The 19,355-nt window shown below is 41.9% G+C and carries 6 protein-coding genes, 2 tRNA genes and 3 rRNA genes; 1 reads left to right on the top strand and 10 read right to left on the bottom strand.

Annotation, left to right across the window (positions count from 1 at the left end; genetic code table 11):
• Nucleotides 1-282 precede the first annotated feature (282 nt).
• Entirely contained in the window at nucleotides 283-1,911 is a 1,629-nt protein-coding gene (locus ACYT6F_RS02710) for an acyl-CoA carboxylase subunit beta (protein ID WP_472599777.1), read from the top strand.
• A gap of 335 nt (nucleotides 1,912-2,246) precedes the next feature.
• On the opposite strand, the gene ACYT6F_RS02715 is transcribed toward ACYT6F_RS02710, so the two are convergent.
• From ACYT6F_RS02715 to sov, 10 genes are all read right to left on the bottom strand, one after another.
• Entirely contained in the window at nucleotides 2,247-3,686 is a 1,440-nt protein-coding gene (locus tag ACYT6F_RS02715; RefSeq protein WP_472599778.1) for an AAA family ATPase, read from the bottom strand.
• 43 nt (nucleotides 3,687-3,729) lie between these two features.
• Nucleotides 3,730-4,851: a vWA domain-containing protein gene (locus ACYT6F_RS02720; protein ID WP_472599779.1), complete on the bottom strand. Its 1,122-nt coding sequence runs from the start codon at nucleotides 4,849-4,851 to the stop codon at nucleotides 3,730-3,732.
• A gap of 453 nt (nucleotides 4,852-5,304) precedes the next feature.
• Nucleotides 5,305-5,412 (bottom strand): 5S ribosomal RNA (gene rrf, locus ACYT6F_RS02725).
• Nucleotides 5,413-5,565: 153 nt separating this feature from the next.
• Nucleotides 5,566-8,322 (bottom strand): 23S ribosomal RNA (locus tag ACYT6F_RS02730).
• A 154-nt stretch (nucleotides 8,323-8,476) separates the two neighbouring features.
• Nucleotides 8,477-8,553, bottom strand: a tRNA-Ala gene (locus ACYT6F_RS02735).
• Between the two features lie 82 nt (nucleotides 8,554-8,635).
• Nucleotides 8,636-8,709 (bottom strand) — tRNA-Ile (locus ACYT6F_RS02740).
• 205 nt (nucleotides 8,710-8,914) lie between these two features.
• Nucleotides 8,915-10,431 (bottom strand): 16S ribosomal RNA (locus tag ACYT6F_RS02745).
• The 16S, 23S and 5S rRNA genes sit together here with 2 tRNA genes alongside, the layout of an rRNA operon.
• Before the next feature lie 1,029 nt (nucleotides 10,432-11,460).
• A complete protein-coding gene (locus ACYT6F_RS02750) occupies nucleotides 11,461-11,754 on the bottom strand; it encodes a VanZ family protein (RefSeq protein WP_472599780.1) in 294 nt (97 codons plus the stop codon).
• A gap of 55 nt (nucleotides 11,755-11,809) precedes the next feature.
• Nucleotides 11,810-12,187 (bottom strand): glycine cleavage system protein GcvH, encoded by a 378-nt coding sequence (gene gcvH, locus ACYT6F_RS02755; protein WP_472599781.1) that lies wholly within the window; start codon nucleotides 12,185-12,187, stop codon nucleotides 11,810-11,812.
• Between the two features lie 111 nt (nucleotides 12,188-12,298).
• The gene (gene sov, locus ACYT6F_RS02760; protein WP_472599782.1) at nucleotides 12,299-19,348 is read right to left on the bottom strand and encodes a T9SS outer membrane translocon Sov/SprA; all 7,050 of its coding nucleotides are present in this window, start codon (nucleotides 19,346-19,348) and stop codon (nucleotides 12,299-12,301) included.
• Nucleotides 19,349-19,355: the final 7 nt, after the last annotated feature.

Genomic DNA, 19,355 nt, shown 5'->3' on the forward strand with positions numbered 1-19,355 from the left:
GTTTTAGGCAAATATGTGCAAACAAAAACCCTGAAAATTTGTTCAACTTTCAGGGCCTTCAAATAATAAACTATTAAAAAAATAAACTAGGAACTTAGAGAAAAGTGTAAGATTTCACTCTTACTTTCTCTATGGTAAAGTTAGCAAATAACGAACCATAAAAAATATATTTTTTGTTAAATATTTCATAAAATTCTGAAAACCAATTTCTTAAACAAATGTTTAGAGCAATTTTCATTCCATTTAAAAAATAGTATCTTTAAAACGAAAAAATTGTGATTTATGGACATTGAATTCAACAAAAGAGAAGATCAAAACAGATTAAAATTATCAGAAATAAATCGTTTGCTCAGTGAAATTAAGAAGGGAGGCGGGGAAAAAAGGCTGCAAAAGCTTCGTGACGAAGGGAAAATGACAGCAAGAGAACGGGTTGAATATCTTCTTGATAAAGATTCTGATTCCATAGAGATCGGTGCGTTTGCCGGTTATGAAATGTATGAGGAACACGGCGGCTGCCCAAGCGGTGGTGTAGTGGTGGTAATGGGGTATGTATCGGGGAGACAATGTATCATTGTTGCCAACGATGCTTCTGTAAAAGCGGGTGCCTGGTTTCCGATAACGGGTAAGAAAAATCTTAGAGCCCAGGAAATCGCCATGGAAAACAGACTGCCAATTATTTACCTTGTAGATTCAGCGGGTGTTTATCTTCCGATGCAGGACGAAATTTTTCCTGACAAGGAAATGTTCGGAAGAATTTTCAGAAATAATGCGAAAATGAGTGCTGCAGGGATCATCCAGATTTCTGCTGTAATGGGTAGCTGTGTTGCTGGTGGGGCTTATCTTCCGATCATGAGTGATGAGGCAATGATTGTTGATAAGACAGGTTCTATCTTCCTTGCTGGAAGTTATCTGGTGAAGGCTGCTATTGGTGAAAGTATTGACAATGAAACATTGGGCGGTGCAACAACGCACTGTTCGATCTCCGGAGTGACCGATTATAAAGCGAAGGATGATAAAGATGCTCTGAATAGGATCAAAAATATTATGAAGTCTTTGGGAAGCACTGAGAAAGCTGGTTTCGACAGGATTGAGAGTGCACAACCGAAAGAAAAACCTGAAAATATTTTCGGAATTATGCCGGTTTCAAGGGCAGAGCAGTATGATACGTATGAGATCATCAAATGCCTGGTCGACAATTCGGAGTATGAAGAATATAAACCTGATTACGGTAAAAGCATCATTTGTGCGACGGCAAGAATCGACGGCTGGTCGGTAGGAATTGTTGCCAACCAGAGAAAGCTTGTAAAAAGCGGAAAGGGCGAAATGCAGTTCGGTGGTGTAATTTATTCTGATTCTGCAGATAAGGCTACAAGGTTTATCGCGAATTGTAATCAGAGAAAGATTCCTTTGGTGTTTTTACAGGATGTAACGGGTTTTATGGTCGGTTCTAAGTCTGAACACGGAGGAATTATTAAAGATGGCGCCAAAATGGTAAATGCGGTTTCTAATTCTGTAGTTCCTAAATTTACCGTGATTACAGGAAATTCTTATGGTGCCGGAAATTACGCGATGTGTGGGAAAGCTTACGATCCAAGGCTTATTGTAGCATGGCCATGGGCAGATCTTGCGGTAATGGGTGGCGCACAGGCAGCAAAAGTTCTGGCGCAGATCCAGGAATCTACGCTTAAGAAACAGGGAAAAGAAATCACAGAGAAAGAGCATAATGAAATTCTGGAAAGCATTTCAAAGAAATATCAGAAGCAGACGGAAGCAACGTATGCAGCGGCAAGGCTTTGGACAGATGCCATCATCAATCCGGTAGATACAAGAAAATGGATTTCTATGGGAATTGAAGCGGCCAATCATTCTCCGATTACTGAGAAGTTCAATCTGGGTGTAATACAGGTTTAATGATTGATGATTGATGATTGATGATTGATTATAAATAAAAAAGATGCGGAAGGTTTCCGCATCTTTTTTTGGATATTATTTCGTTTGTGCCATATTGATTTAGTGCCATCAGCCTAGCCCTGATTGCAGCAATTGTCTGAGCTCATTTTTTTAGTTTTGGCTGCGGCGGCTTCGCCGTCGCAGCCAAAACTAAAAAAATAGCGAGTGCGGAAAGCAGGAAAAAGCTTCCAATGAAAAAAAATAAATACTGCTTTCCGGTGGAATCAAATTGCTCTAAAAAATTATTTAATACAATTCGACGAAATCAAATTCCTACCGGAAAATTAATTCATTTATCAGGAAAAGAACACTCCGCTACGAAATCTTTCCTTGTTTAGTTTTTTATTGGCCGATAATCCCCAAAGAATGAACTCTTTCATAAACAAAAGATCGTCCTTTTTTGTATCTGGCTGGTATTTCTCAATAATCCTGTCGAGTGCATTGATTCGATTAAGTGCTTTGGCATACGATTCATCCGATGATTCGTCGGTAATTTCTATGAAACCGTCGTCTTCCAGGAACCAGTCGGTAATCTGTTGGAAAGGTCCTGTTGCATCTTTCTTTTCCAGCTTTTCCACTTTAGGGAAGTAAGACGTAAACAATGTTTTAATGGCGTTGTCGATGAGGATCTGTGCCACTGCTTCTGCACCTTCCTGCTCACCTTCATAGACTAATTCCACTTTTCCGGTAATGGCTGGAATTACACCCATAAAATCGCTTAATCTTACAGATGTTTTTTCGTCTCCGGTTAGAAGGGACCTTCTTTCTGCGGTACTCAAAAGGTTTTCGAATGCCGTGATGCTCATTCTTGCACTCACTCCGCTTTTGTAGTCTACAAATTCACTGTCTCGTGCTTCAAATCCGATCTGTTCTAAAAGATCTTTTGCCAGCTCGGGTACATAGACTCCCTTTTGCTGTCGGCTGTCTAAGCTAGATTCATATTTTGTAATTTCCTTCGCCACATGAATATTTTCGGGATAGTGAGTAAGGATTTGAGAGCCAATTCTATCTTTCAGCGGCGTCACAATACTTCCTCTGTTGGTATAATCTTCAGGATTGGCCGTGAAGATAAATTGTATATCCAGCGGCATTCTTACTTTAAAGCCACGAATCTGCACATCACCTTCCTGAAGAATATTAAACAAAGACACCTGAATTCTGGCCTGAAGATCCGGCAATTCATTAATGACAAAAATACTTCTGTTGGCACGAGGAATCATCCCGAAGTGGATAACCCTGTCATCTGCATAAGAAAGCTTTAGATTGGCAGCCTTTATGGGATCTACATCTCCAATAAGATCAGCCACCGTTACATCCGGAGTCGCCAGTTTTTCAAAAAACCTTTCATCACGATGCAGCCAGTCTATCGGTGTATTGTCTCCTTCAGCCTCTATGAGCTCTTTTGCATAACGCGAGATCGGGCTTAAAGGATCATCATTAATCTCACTTCCGCTTACAAAAGGAATCCATTCGTCCAGCAGTGTTGTCATCATTCTGGCCAATCTCGTTTTTGCCTGCCCGCGCAGCCCAAGCAAATTGATATTATGGCGGCTGAGAATAGCGTGCTCCAACTGAGGAATTACAGTATTTTCATATCCGAAAATTCCCTCAAACACATTCTCCTTATTCCGGATTTTAATGATTAGATTATCTCTTAATTCGTCTTTTATGCTTTTAATGGTATATCCTGATTCTTTTAATGAACCTAATGTTTTTATATCTGGCTTTGCAGTCATTGTATGTATATTATTATAGTAATGTTTTTGAACATTATTTTATTTAACGTATTCTTTTTTTACGGTTAGCCTCATAATCTTCAAAGATCATCTGCCCGAGACCATTAAGTCCGGTATAAAAGGCTTTCCCCTGGTTGGCTTCTGTAAATTCTCTGACAAATTGCTGAAGATAGGAATCCTGAGCGATCATAAAAGTAGTAACAGGAATATGAAGTCGGCGGGCCTGAGCCGCCATATTATAACATTTCTGAACAACGTATTCATCCAGACCATAGGAATTCATATAGTAAGTACCGTCAGGTTCTCTCACGCAGCTTGGTTTGCCATCGGTAATCATAAAGATCTGCTTATTCGTGTTTCGTTTCCGACGTAAGATATCCATCGCCAGCTGAAGCCCGGCAACCGTGTTGGTATGATAAGGACCTACCTGAAGATAAGGCAGTTCCTGAATCTTCACCGGCCATGCATCATCACCAAAAACAATAATATCTAATGTATCTTTAGGGTATCTTGTGGTGATTAATTCAGCAAGAGCCATAGCGACTTTCTTTGCAGGAGTAATTCTGTCTTCACCGTATAAGATCATACTGTGACTGATATCAATCATCAGAACAGTACTCATCTGAGATTGATGAACGCTGTCTTCAACTACCAGATCACTTTCAGTAAGATGAAAATCACCGATTCCATTATTGATCTGCGCATTCTTAATACTTTCTGTAATTGAGATTTTCTCTACCGGATCTCCAAAATTATAATTCCGAAATTCCCCTGTAGTATCTTCTCCAGTACCACTTTTACTGGTTTTATGATTTCCGGTTCCACTCTTCTGAAGATTTCCAAATATTTGGTTAAGTGCCTGTTTGCGAATATTCTGTTCCATTTTAGCACTAAGCCGTATCCCATTTCCACTTCCGTTGGAATCAATTTCCTCGCGAATATATCCTTTTTTCTTAAGGTCTTCTATAAAATCTTCAATGGTATAGTCCGGTGTTGTCAGTTCATACTCTTCGTCCAGCATGCGCAGCCAGTCGATCGCTTCATCAAAATCCCCTGAAGTATAGGTCAGCAGATCGGTGAAAATCTCCAGCAATCTATCGAATACAGACATCTCCGGCTGTTGGTAATTACCGAATCTGAAACCTCTTACAATATGCTCTTTCATATCATAAAGTTACGATATAAATAAGCGTCATAGTAAAAGATTTCGTCTATTTTAATTTTTACTAATTAGAATAACATTATTATCTTCAGGAGCTTCATCTCGCTATCCACTTTTACTCCTCGTGCCAGCCTTGGCCTGACTTTAGTCCATTACGCACTCATGCATACTGCGGGGTAACCGTTACTATCGAGGCTAGGGCAGTTGTCGTAACGAGAGCCAGTAGCCCTATTATAGTATGAGTAATGAGTAATGAGTAATTGGTAATGCGTAATAAAGTATAGATAAAAGCAGGATATGATATTTAAATAAACTCTTTAAACTTTGAATCTTACACCCTGAACGCTGAACCTTCAACACTGAACTTTGAACCTTAAACTTTAAACGTTGAACTTTGAACGTTGAATGGCTATAAACGAAAAAAACCTCACACATTGCTGTATGAGGTTTGTAAAAAACTGGCGGCGACCTACTCTCCCGCGTTAGCAGTACCATCGGCGCTGGTGGGCTTAACTTCTGTGTTCGGAATGGGAACAGGTGAGCCCCACCGCTAAAACCACCCTAAAGGTTGTATATAGGTTTAAGGTTTTTTCAGTTTAATGTTCAAAGTTTTAACCTTGAATCTTAAACATTGAACCTTGAACCATTTTTATCGGTAAATTTCATCACAAAGGCAAAACCTTGGTTGCACTTATAAGGCTTTATTGAGAACCAATAGGCAATAAATCTACGGGTAATTAGTACTACTCGGCTATGCTGTTACCAACTTTACACCTGTAGCCTATCAACGTGGTCATCTCCCACGACCCTTAAAAGATGTCTCATCTTGAGGCGAGTTTCACACTTATATGCTTTCAGTGTTTATCTCTTCCAAACATAGCTACTCAGCGGTGCACCTGGCGGTACAACTGATACACCAGAGGTTTGTTCAATTCGGTCCTCTCGTACTAGAATCAAGCCCTCTCAAACATCTAACGCCCGCAATAGATAGAGACCGAACTGTCTCACGACGTTCTGAACCCAGCTCGCGTGCCACTTTAATGGGCGAACAGCCCAACCCTTGGGACCTTCTCCAGCCCCAGGATGTGACGAGCCGACATCGAGGTGCCGAACCTCCCCGTCGATGTGAGCTCTTGGGGGAGACTAGCCTGTTATCCCCGGAGTACCTTTTATCCTATGAGCGATGGCCCTTCCATACGGAACCACCGGATCACTATGTCCTGCTTTCGCACCTGATCGACTTGTTGGTCTCACAGTCAAGCACCCTTATGCCATTACACTCTACGCACGGTTACCAAGCGTGCTGAGGGTACCTTTGAAAGCCTCCGTTACTCTTTTGGAGGCGACCACCCCAGTCAAACTACCCACCACGCAATGTCCTTCCGTAAGGAAGTTAGGCTCCAAGTAAGTAAAGGGTGGTATTTCAACGTCGGCTCCACAAACACTAGCGTGCCTGCTTCAAAGCCTCCCACCTATCCTACACATTACTTACTCAAAGTCAATACGAAGTTATAGTAAAGGTTCACAGGGTCTTTTCGTCCCATTGCGGGTAATCGGCATCTTCACCGATACTACAATTTCACCGAGCTCGTGGCTGAGACAGTGCCCAGATCGTTACACCATTCGTGCAGGTCGGAACTTACCCGACAAGGAATTTCGCTACCTTAGGACCGTTATAGTTACGGCCGCCGTTTACTGGGGCTTCAGTCAAACGCTTCGCTTACGCTAACGCCCTTCCTTAACCTTCCAGCACCGGGCAGGTGTCAGACCCTATACAGCATCTTTCGATTTAGCAGAGTCCTGTGTTTTTGATAAACAGTCGCCTGGGCCTCTTCACTGCGGCCACCATTGCTGATGGCGTCTCTTCTTCCGAAGTTACGAGACTATTTTGCCTAGTTCCTTAGCCACGACTCACTCGAGCACCTTAGGATTCTCTCCTCGACCACCTGTGTCGGTTTTGGTACGGGTTGCTTCACTTCGGCTTTTCTTGGATCCGATTACACTACAGCAGCTTCGCCCGAAGGCTAGGCCTTGACACTTCCGTCCGTCTTTAGTAGCTACATCGAACCGTCCCCTTTTTAGTGTGAGCAAGTATGGGAATATTAACCCATTGTCCATCCACTACCCCTTTCGGGTTCGCGTTAGGTCCCGACTAACCCTCAGCTGATTAGCATGGCTGAGGAAACCTTAGTCTTTCGGTGAGGGGGTTTCTCGCCCCCTTTATCGTTACTTATGCCTACATTTTCTTTTCTGTCCGCTCCACAATACCTCACGGTACTGCTTCGGCGCAAACAGAATGCTCTCCTACCAGATATAATAAAATTATAAATCCATAGCTTCGGTAATATGTTTATGCCCGATTATTATCCATGCCGGACCGCTCGACTAGTGAGCTGTTACGCACTCTTTAAATGAATGGCTGCTTCCAAGCCAACATCCTAGCTGTCAATGCAGTCCAACCGCGTTGCTTCAACTTAACATATATTTGGGGACCTTAGCTGTTGGTCTGGGTTCTTTCCCTCTCGGACATGGACCTTAGCACCCATGCCCTCACTGCCGTAGAACATTTATTAGCATTCGGAGTTTGTCAGGAATTGGTAGGCGATGAAACCCCCGCATCCAATCAGTAGCTCTACCTCTAATAAACTTATATACGACGCTGCACCTAAATGCATTTCGGAGAGTACGAGCTATCTCCCAGTTTGATTGGCCTTTCACCCCTACCCACAGGTCATCCGAAGACTTTTCAACGTCAACCGGTTCGGTCCTCCACTCTGTGTTACCAGAGCTTCAACCTGCCCATGGGTAGATCACAAGGTTTCGCGTCTAATCCTACTAACTATGCGCCCTATTCAGACTCGCTTTCGCTCCGGCTCCGGACCTGAAGTCCTTAACCTCGCTAGTAAAATTAACTCGTAGGCTCATTATGCAAAAGGCACGCCGTCACAGAATTAATCTGCTCCGACCGCTTGTAGGCGTACGGTTTCAGGTTCTATTTCACCCTTCTATTCGAAGTGCTTTTCACCTTTCCTTCACAGTACTTGTTCACTATCGGTCTTTCAGGAGTATTTAGCCTTGGAGGATGGTCCCCCCATATTCAGACAGGATTTCACGTGTCCCGCCCTACTCATTTATCACTTAAATATGCCTTTCATATACGGGGCTATCACCCTCTATGGCTGTTCTTTCCAGAACATTCTATTAAACATATAAAAGCTTTTGGGCTAATCCGCTTTCGCTCGCCACTACTTACGGAATCTCTTCGATTTCTTTTCCTCCGGGTACTTAGATGTTTCAGTTCTCCGGGTTTGCTCCCATTGCTGGGTGACATGTCTTCAACATGCCGGGTTGCCCCATTCGGACATCTCGGGATCAATTCGTGTGTGCCAATCCCCCGAGCTTTTCGCAGCTTACCACGTCCTTCTTCGCCTCTGAAAGCCTAGGCATCCGCCATACGCCCTTAACGATTTCTTTCCTATTTTTAGGTTACTCAAGCACTTATAAGTGCTCGGTTTTCTCTTTGTGATGTCTTTACCGTTAATGTCAATGATCTTATTTCTATTTCTGATCTAATTCGCAAATATTGTTTTTGGCTCTATCTGCTTTTTTAAAATTAAACCATCCATGATGGTGGAGAATAAGGGAGTCGAACCCTTGACCTCCTGCGTGCAAGGCAGGCGCTCTAGCCAGCTGAGCTAATTCCCCCTCTAGTTGCTTTTAGCTTTTGGCTTAGTGCTATTGGCTTTTGGCCAGAAGCTCGTCGCTAATTGCTATCCGCTTTAATTAGTAGTCTCGGGCAGGCTCGAACTGCCGACCTCTACATTATCAGTGTAGCGCTCTAACCAGCTGAGCTACGAGACTCTTTGTGTTCCGAGTTCCGTGTTTTTGGTTCCGGGTTATCCGTATCCATTAACTCGTACCCCGTCTCTCTGTTCCCTGATACTAATTTCTAGTGGGTTTTGTATTTTTAATATAAATCAACCAATAAAAAAACTAAAGCTTTACTTTGAAGTAAGTGCATGTACCTTACGGTACTAATTTTGTTTATCGTCTTAAAGACGCTCTAAAATGAGATGTTCCAGCCGCACCTTCCGGTACGGCTACCTTGTTACGACTTAGCCCTAGTTACCTGTTTTACCCTAGGCAGCTCCTTTTACGGTCACCGACTTCAGGTACCCCAGACTTCCATGGCTTGACGGGCGGTGTGTACAAGGCCCGGGAACGTATTCACCGCGCCATGGCTGATGCGCGATTACTAGCGATTCCAGCTTCATAGAGTCGAGTTGCAGACTCCAATCCGAACTGAGACCGGCTTTCGAGATTTGCATCACATCGCTGTGTAGCTGCCCTCTGTACCGGCCATTGTATTACGTGTGTGGCCCAAGGCGTAAGGGCCGTGATGATTTGACGTCATCCCCACCTTCCTCTCTACTTGCGTAGGCAGTCTCACTAGAGTCCCCAACTTAATGATGGCAACTAGTGACAGGGGTTGCGCTCGTTGCAGGACTTAACCTAACACCTCACGGCACGAGCTGACGACAACCATGCAGCACCTTGAAAATTGCCCGAAGGAAGGTCTATTTCTAAACCGATCAATTCCCATTTAAGCCTTGGTAAGGTTCCTCGCGTATCATCGAATTAAACCACATAATCCACCGCTTGTGCGGGCCCCCGTCAATTCCTTTGAGTTTCAAACTTGCGTTCGTACTCCCCAGGTGGCTAACTTATCACTTTCGCTTAGTCTCTGAATCCGAAAACCCAAAAACGAGTTAGCATCGTTTACAGCGTGGACTACCAGGGTATCTAATCCTGTTCGCTCCCCACGCTTTCGTCCATCAGCGTCAGTTAAGACATAGTGACCTGCCTTCGCAATTGGTGTTCTAAGTAATATCTATGCATTTCACCGCTACACTACTTATTCCAGCCACTTCTACCTTACTCAAGACCTGCAGTATCAATGGCAGTTTCACAGTTAAGCTGTGAGATTTCACCACTGACTTACAGATCCGCCTACGGACCCTTTAAACCCAATAAATCCGGATAACGCTTGCACCCTCCGTATTACCGCGGCTGCTGGCACGGAGTTAGCCGGTGCTTATTCGTACAGTACCTTCAGCTTTCCACACGTGGAAAGGTTTATCCCTGTACAAAAGAAGTTTACAACCCATAGGGCCGTCGTCCTTCACGCGGGATGGCTGGATCAGGCGCTAACCCATTGTCCAATATTCCTCACTGCTGCCTCCCGTAGGAGTCTGGTCCGTGTCTCAGTACCAGTGTGGGGGATCACCCTCTCAGGCCCCCTAAAGATCATCGACTTGGTGAGCCGTTACCTCACCAACTATCTAATCTTGCGCGTGCCCATCTTTATCCACCGGAGTTTTCAATATCAATTGATGCCAATCAATATATTATGGGGTATTAATCTTCCTTTCGAAAGGCTATCCCCCTGATAAAGGCAGGTTGCACACGTGTTCCGCACCCGTACGCCGCTCTCAAGATCCCGAAAGATCTCTACCGCTCAGCTTGCATGTGTTAGGCCTCCCGCTAGCGTTCATCCTGAGCCAGGATCAAACTCTCCATTGTATGTTTGTCTGACTCACTCAAAGTTTTTTAACGCTTTAGTTTTTCCTTACTTGGTTGTTATATTGTATGTCAATGATCTTTATATCTTCCGCTTTTTAACGTAGCAATCTTCTGTCAGTGTTACTCCGTATTTGCGAGTGCAAAAGTAAAAAATTATTTTTATCTGACCAAATGTTTCTGAAGAAAATTTTAAAGTTTTTTTTAGTAACCTTAACCCTTCATCCTACTCTGTCAACTCTCTCCTGCGCTTTCCGTTTACCGGACTGCAAAGATACAAATCTTTTTATTCCTCACAAGTTTTATCTGATAAAATTTGTAATTGTTTTCTGACCCATATCTCTATAAAAGAGCTTTAATTCCCGGCCCCCTAAGGCCTCTCCTGCGCTACCTACTTCCTTCCGTTTTCAGTGGGGCAAAGATAGGGCGTATTTGTAATGCAAAACAAGTTTACAGGTGATAAATTTGCCTATTGTGGATAGTATTTTATTTAACTTCCTGATTTGTTTATGATTAAATTACTACCTGTACTTATCCACAGTTATCATTTGGCCGAAATGGCAATAGACAGGGCTGTAAGAAATATATAAAATAATGTCTGATGGTGGAGTTTTGGAAACCTTGAAGGTTGGAAAGAAGGCAATAGTATGGATGATAAGATAGATAGATAGATAGATAGATAGATAGATGATAGAGGCATGGATGGATTAGATAGGAATGGTATAGTAAAGATGGTTTTATTTAGGATGGCTGCTACTGGTATCCCGAGCATCTTTCTCTTTGGGACGCCCTGCCCTAGCCCGGATCAAGCGGCCTGTCTGAGCTCTTTTCTGTTTTATGGGTTGCGGCAGCAAAGCTGCCGCAACCCATAAAACAGAAAAAGCGAGTAGCGAGAGCCGGAATAAGCTCCTGATAAACAGCAGACGAGTGAGAGAGTTTGAGAGTTTGAGGATCTAGTGTAGGAGTGGACAAGACAATTAGGCTAAATAAAACCTCTAGCTTGAGAGAAGTGAGGATTAGAAAGTAATTTACCTAAAGTCTTTTGATGATCACCTTATATATAAAGTACCCTAAAAGACATCCAACGGTATCTGCAACGATGTCTAAGGTTTCCATAGATCTGCCAAGGCCCATTTCCTCCTGGAGAATTTCTGTAAGGAAAGCGTAAATGAGAATAATCTGAATGAAATAGTAAAATTTGATCTTCGGGAATGCAGACATGAAACAAAAACCCAGTGCTGCAAAAATGCTGAGATGTAAAAGCTTATCAATGCCTTTGAACATAAACCAATATTCGTGGTTCTCTTCTCCGGGCTTGAGGAGCATATAAGTAAGAAATGCCCAATAAATGGGCAGTATCTTACTAAATATTTTTGAAATTTTATCCAATGATAGCCTGATATTCTTCAGCGGAAAGCAATTCTGAATGATCTGCACCTTCAGCAACTTCTAATTTGATAATCCATCCGTTTCCGTAAGGATCTGAATTTAATAGTTCAGGCTGATCTTCTAGTTCTGCATTGAACTCAATCACTTTTCCTGAAATCGGTAAGAATAAGTCTGAAACTGTTTTTACAGCTTCCACACTTCCGAAAACGTCTCCTCCGTTAAGATCATCATCTACCGTATCTACATCTACATAAACGATATCGCCAAGCTCTCCCTGTGCGAAGTCCGTAATACCGATTGTAGCAACGTTACCTTCGATCTTAATCCATTCGTGATCTTTAGTGTACTTTAATTCTGATGGTGTGTTCATTTTTAATTTTTTATTTGTACAAATGTATTCAAAATTCCAGAAGCTTCAAATATCGGATATAAAAAAATGTCCTCCAAAATTGAAGGACATGTAAATTTATTTTGGTTCTAATTAGAATCCTCCTGAATCTCCAAAAGTAAATGTAGCTGAGATCCCGGCTCTTATAGTTGAAAGCGGGAATGCTGTTGATATCTTATATTTTGAAGTCATCTGTTCGTAAAATACTCTCAGGTTCAGGTTTTCTGACACATTGTAATCTGCAGATATTTTAATATTCATTAATCTTTGCCCTCCTGTAACCTGCGAATCGTCTAATAAGATATTGGTTATACTGGTTCTGCTATCTCTCAAGGAAAAATCTCCCCTGATATTCAGGTCAGTTCCTTTAGCTTTACCTCTTCCTCCTGTGTTGGCCATTCCCAGTCGGAAGTTTCTTATGATGTAACCTACTCTTACAACATACTCGCTATTTGAATCTTCTGTTAAAGTATGGTTCACCAATCCTAACAACAGTGTTCTCAGTCGGTTGTACTGAAGTCCAAACTGTATATTATTTCTCATGGTCATGTCTACCCCAATCAATGGTGAGAAATTTTCTACGTAACCTACCTGAGCGAATGTAAACGGATTGATATAATCGTCGTTGATATCTCTCTGGGTTGCACCGAGATTATTGAGCGTATTGAAATAATCTATACTGGACTGCACTCCTGTTGCTGTATATGTTGCCTGGTAAGCATGAAGGATGTCAAACTTCGAGAACTGCCCATTAATAATCGGAATATTTCTTAATCCTGAATAGGTAATTTTCCAGTTCGGAATCGGAAGCCCTGCTTTTTTAGGATTGGTCATCATTTTCGGACTTTTACCTTCTACTGCTGCCCTGAACGCAGGAATGAGAATATATGCATTTGATATTCCGTATCCGTCCTTGAATCCATTCGGTTCCAATGCACCCGGCATTTGCTGAGACAGCGCTCTTGCATTTTCCCTGATGGCCTGATAAATTGCGGTGCCGTCTTTGAATGCCGTTTTTAATAAAACCACGGAATTGGAATAGGTCACCATATCGTTGGCAAAGGTATAATTAGGATTAGGCACAGGATTCGACGGATCGCTTCTATCAACATAATTAAATCCGGTATGGGTAAAGTTTCTGTTGTAATTGTGCAAAGCACTGATGTCAATTCTTAGATCATTCATCGGCATTACCTGCAAATTGGCACGGAGCTCCCGGGTGGACATCCGGACGTACGGATCTGTCATAAACTCAGAATCACTTACCCAACCGTTTTCCATAACAGTTCTTCTGATATCCGCTTGAGAACCCAAAAGGAATCCGAGGGTAGGACCTCCCAAAGTCTGACCGTAACCGTACCAGTTAGGCGCTGACAATAATCCCGGTAAAACAGTACCATTGTTTTCGGAATAGTTAATATCCAACTGTTTAATTGACGTTAATAAGTATGCCATACTCTGAAGCGGCGTGAGCCTGTTCTTAAACTTATATTTCTTATAAGCATATCTGTTTTTCTCCCAGGCCTGAGTGTAGGCATTATTCAATGAATCAACTTCCTGCTTCCGTTTCTGAAGTTTTGCAGAAATATTTTTAAAATAGCTGAACTGCCCGAAGAACCTGGTAAAGTCTGCGGAACCGGTTGCCTGAATTACGTTGGTATTCTGGCCAATTGACCCAAGACTTCCATTAGGACTTGCCAGAAGAACGGTGGATCTTGCATTCCAGTTATAGGTAAATCCGTAACTTAATTCAGCGTCGATGAAATCTAAATACGGAAGATACTGGAACGGCAGTTTGTAATTTAGCTGAACCCTGTGGTTATATAATACCGGTCTTCCTGCTCTGAATACGTTCCCGAAAATCGAGTTATTATCCATGGTATTTACATCAACATTATCATTTAATGTTCTGGTAGCAGAATTAATTTCAAGTTTTAAGGATTTTGTAAAATTAAATCCTAAGCCATACTGCCAGCCGAAATAGAAGTTTCTGTTTTTGATGGCCCCGAAATCATCAGCATAGTTTCCACTTAAAATGGCATCGATATTACGGAACTCCAATTCGTTGTAATTTCTGTCTACTTCCGTTCTGAAAGAGAATCTCGTCGGTACGGGATTAAAATTAAATTCTTTTACCCACTTCAGATATTTGGTGGATTTTGCCGTATCACTGATCATTTTATTGAAAGGACGAATCACCCATGGCTTGAAAGTATAGTTGTAATCAACATATCCTCTCAGATATTGTCTGTAATTTCTCTTGGTGTAAATATCCCTGTAGAAATCATCATTGTAAACCGCAGTTACGGAAAGGTTTTCCACATCATAGAATTTTGGTTTTCTATTCTGGTTCATTCTTTCTTTACGCATGTTCACAACGCCAATGCTTCTTTGCTGAGTATAGGTTCGTGCTACTTTTTTAAGCTCTTCCCGGTTAGCTGCTTTTTTGAATTCAACATCGGTATCCAGAGGATTGTATTTCGGATCTTCAATCGTCTGCGAATACGAATAATTCAAAGGAATCTTAACACCGCTTTTCTCAGGAAGGAACTTGTCGACATTCACAGCAGTATTGATACTGAATGCAGATTGTGTAGACTGTGTTCTTTCTGCAGGCTTAGAGTCTATATTTCCAAATCCTACAGACGTATAGGATGCACTTGTATTTACGGTAGCAAAATCTCCAAGATTAAAGTTTAAACTTGCATTTCCAGCATAGCCTCCATCGTTTTCGATCTCGGAAAGACGGATTTCATTAACCCAGAGAACTCTGTCAATAGCAGTAGTTGTTCTGTCTCCTCCATTTCTGATTCCTAAAACAATAGTGGTAATATTTCCTAAACTTGGACGACCTTTTATATAAATACTTTTAAAAGTATTTCCTGGATCGAAAACATTATCTTTTGTTCTTCCAACGATATTGTTGGGAAAGTTTTTATCTCTTCTGATTTTTGCATCTACAAAATCCTGAATATTTAAATCAACATCATTCTCCATAGGCCAAATTTCCATTGGTGCGGTAGCTGTTCCGGGAGTAATTTTTAGAGAAGCTTCATATTCGTAATAATTATCCGTCGCATCACTTCCTAAACGAATGAAAAATTTAGTTTTCTCATCAATCTGTCCAATGGCTAGATCACTACTTCTAGGATCAGGATGATGAGCATGTACAAAAAGTTTTAATTTTTTATATCTTCTCATATCCAAAGAAGTATTCTTAAACACCCCTCTCGCTTCAGCATGTAATTGCGTTGCTTTCATATATAAAGAAGCTTCATTCTGTCTTTGTGCACCTGCATTTCCGCTTAGAATCTGCCTGTCAATCCCCGGAGGCAGTACATAAGGAGGTTGGTTCAATGCATTTTCTTCAATATTTACGCTTCCTACTTCAAAGTTATTGTTCAGTGTTGTACCACCTGCAGTTCCTTCTTCGGGAGAAGTTACCGTTTCACTGAAAATTTTATTCGGATACTTTCTCCAGTCAGATCTTACAAGATCCATTGTTCCGAACCTTAGTGTAGATGTCTGATCGAAGCCTGTTAATAATAATCTTGCGAATCTTACATTATTAAGGATTGAAGGATCTGCATCTCCTGCAGTGGTAACGTATTTAGAAACAGGAACTCTGAACAAATACCATTTTACCTGAGAGGTCTGTCCGTTCTGGAACTGTGCCTGAACCGTTTTAACATCAACAATGTTATTCTGGCCTAATGACAAACTTCCCTGATCAAGCATCACTTCATATTGATTGTAGCTTTCGCTCTGGTCTAAGTTATAATCTTTATTAATATCTTCCGAATCCGGAGTCTGTGTAGATACTTCCAGAGAGTTGCTCTGAGAATTTCCTTCGGGCCCTCTGAAATATTTGTATCGCTGTATAACTGATGATGCCTGGCTTCCTGTGAAACTATTAGACATATAAAATACAAAATCATCCACAGCAGGATCAGACACATTGGTAACGGGGTTAACAAAGGTATTTCCAAAAAGTGCCGCTTCCTGGTCTGAACTCAAACCGTCGTATCCTAAATCCTGAGCTGTTCTGTCTGCACCTTCACTGGAGAAAGCATATAAAATCGGTGGCTGCTTCGGCTGGGTTCCCCAGTTTGAACTTGTGGTAGTAGATGGTACCGAAGGAGTTGGCAAACCGTTTTCATACTGCATTTGTCCATCTTTCAGGATGTCTTCGGAGACGTTACCTAATTGTAATAAAAGTTTTGGATTGGCACCCAGCGTGTTTCCGTCTGCATAAGGATCCATCATCCAGAATTCCACATATTCAATATTCGAACTTACAAAGTTGGAAACTGAGATTGGTCTCATAATACCCGCCCATCGATCTGCTGTACTTTCTGCAGCCGGATTGGCGTTGTAAGGTCCTTTTTCTGCAGGATAGTATGAAATATCGAACGTATTGGTATAGGTTTGTTCTCCGGCAACAAAATCCCTGTTATTGAAAATTTCGGAAAACTGCACCCTCCTTGAAGCGTGGTTGGACACTGATTGCGGTGTAATACCGTTCGGAGCTCTTCCTCCTACTCCCCAGAATCTCGGATCAATGTTGTACCATGATAACAGTCCTCTTCCATATCCTTCCGTGATATCATTATTTTTACCCGCACCGTCAAAAAGAGGATCAGATTGGTTCTTTTCCGGCTTTGAAGCAAGGCTCCATGCCGTAGGTTCTTTTAAAGTGATTCTGGATGTTGTCTGCTCAAAATCGTCGATATAAGACTGATCATTAATTCCTTTATTTAAACCCGGAAGTAAATAGGCAGTCTCCATCTTAAAGTTAAGATTAGAAGGTGCTTCTGTATTTATTAACGGAATTTTATCTGTCAATCTGGTAAGGAACGGCAGTTGGTTGTTGTACATTAAGTTGATCCCTGCCATCGTATTGTTTACGGCTTCCTGTCCGTAATTTACTTTTTGAGTAAGCGGTGATTCGGAATAATTAACAACCGTTCCTCCCAGGATAAAGTTTTCATTGAATCTTCTTTCGAGGTTTAATCCTAAGAAACGCTTTCTTTGCGTATTAAAAGTAAGCTGGTTTTCCAGTGAAATATTAATTGCCTGACCGGACTGCTTTACCTGTTCGTTGATAATAGTTACCGTACCGAGCAGATAATCCACCGTGTAATCAATACCTTCGGTAAGCTGAACCCCGTTTGCGGAAACTTTTACAGAACCCTGCGGAACATTTACGGCACCAAGGGAAATCCCCTGCCCCTGCGTTCCTTTATAACGTCCTTCGATAGTGTAACGCTGAGCTAAATTGCTTGCTTCAGCACTATTTGATCCTGTCTTCTGCAGATTATAAAGGTCATTGTAGACATACTGCGGATCATTACTACCGATGACTGACTGTATATAGCTACCAAATGGCTGCACTTTGGTAAAGATTACCCTTCCCGTTTCCGGTCTTATGGTGATTCCGTTCACAAAATCGAAAATCCCGTCACCGGTTGTATTTCCATTGGTCTGCAGGTCACCATTGGCATTAAGCCGGTCCCAGTTTAGCAATTTGATTAAAGGAACATTATTTACCTGCGGATTATTAGCCACCGGGAGATAATTCAGCTTACCTCCTGACTGCGGATCTCTGTATAAAACATTGAGGATAAATCCGTCCTGGTTTACCTGTCCCGCATCAAGAGAATAAATGTTTTTCATCATCAGGTTCCACATTGGAGACGTGGTTTTCACGGTTGTATTCGGCTTTAAAAGCTTCGCCATTAATACGGTACTTTCTTCAGAGAATTCCCCGACTTTATACACCTGATTGCTGCCGTTTACCGTATAGGAGAATGAGACAGCCAAAAGCTGGTTGTCATTTAATCTCTGGTTTAATGAAATGTATCCTAACTGCGGCTGTAATATATATTCATTGGTATTTAATCTTCTTGCTTTTCTGTTAAAGATAAATTCTTCTCCGTCCTGATAGGTTGCCGTCCCGCCGGAAGCTACCGGAAGATTAGCACCTTTTATGGCATTGTACGCTGTGCTTGCATCCCTCAGTCCCGGCAACGCATTTACGGCCGAATACAAGTTAAAACCCGGTTGATCATTATTTGGAAGGACACCCGGAGCATCACCAAGATCCCGTACCCCAATGATACTTTTCTGGTACTGCAGATTGCTGTTACCCTGGTCAAGCACCCACACTTCCATTCTGGTGATGCTGATTTTTGAGTTGATCTGAGGATAATTCAGCAAAGCGTTATCATAGGTATCCAGAAAATAATGACCGATGAAGTAATGCTGGTTGTCTTCATAGTCAATGGCGTTGAGTTTAAACGTATTCATAACTCCTCCACCCTGAACGGTAATATTTCTGGCTTCCCCCTGTTGCTGGGAAAGCACTACGGTTCCGTACGTTTTCCCCAATTGAAACTCGGTTTTTACCCCGAATAAAGATTGCGAGCCGCGTATAAGACTGGTCGCCAGAGGCATATTTACGTTTCCGAATTCTACTCTTTTAATAATTTTATCTTCTCCCCCCGCACTGGGTTTATCCACATCCTGAAGTCCTTTCTGCTGAAGATCTTTCCAGCTTCCTTTGGCCTGCCATACGAGGTTCATCCTGTTTTCAAAAGCGAAACCGCTCTGGGTATCATAATTGGCTTTCAATTGAAGGTTTTCTCCTACTTTCCCCAACAAACCAAGCTGTATTCTCTGATCAATATCAAAGGTAAAACTCGTTCTGTTCTGAGGTAAGATTAATGGGTTATCGATCTTCTGGTAAAGACCTGCGAAGTCGAAAGAAACATATCCTGAAGGAATGATTTCTATTTTATTGCTTCCGAATAAGGTTTCAAAAAGACGGTTATTGATCGTTAAAGAAGGAATTAATCCTTTTCTGGCTGCATCACTTTTATCCTTTCGGAACATCAGGCTGTAACGGTCTGATTTTTCTTTATAATAAGCCCTCGTCTGTTCCGCCATCATAAATTCTTTATAATCTTCGGGAGACATCGCCGTAGGAGGGCCCGTAATGGTATTTCCGATCTTCGGATATACGTAATACATTCCGGTTTTTATATCGTAATAGGCTTCATACTGCGTGGGATCTGCGAGCTGATAGTCTTTTTTTATGATTGCCGTGTCCCTAACTGCCGGTCTTTGCTGCGCAAATGTCATTATTGAC

The organism is Chryseobacterium sp. NG-CE01 (assembly GCF_055695505.1).

Excerpts from the sequence above, each read along its gene's own strand:
- ACYT6F_RS02710 (WP_472599777.1), top strand. The coding sequence starts at position 283 with ATGGACATTGAATTCAACAAAAGAGAAGATCAAAACAGATTAAAATTA.
- ACYT6F_RS02715 (WP_472599778.1), bottom strand. The coding sequence starts at position 3,686 with ATGACTGCAAAGCCAGATATAAAAACATTAGGTTCATTAAAAGAATCA.
- ACYT6F_RS02720 (WP_472599779.1), bottom strand. The coding sequence starts at position 4,851 with ATGAAAGAGCATATTGTAAGAGGTTTCAGATTCGGTAATTACCAACAG.
- ACYT6F_RS02750 (WP_472599780.1), bottom strand. The coding sequence starts at position 11,754 with ATGCTCCTCAAGCCCGGAGAAGAGAACCACGAATATTGGTTTATGTTC.
- gcvH (WP_472599781.1), bottom strand. The coding sequence starts at position 12,187 with ATGAACACACCATCAGAATTAAAGTACACTAAAGATCACGAATGGATT.
- sov (WP_472599782.1), bottom strand. The coding sequence starts at position 19,348 with ATGACATTTGCGCAGCAAAGACCGGCAGTTAGGGACACGGCAATCATA.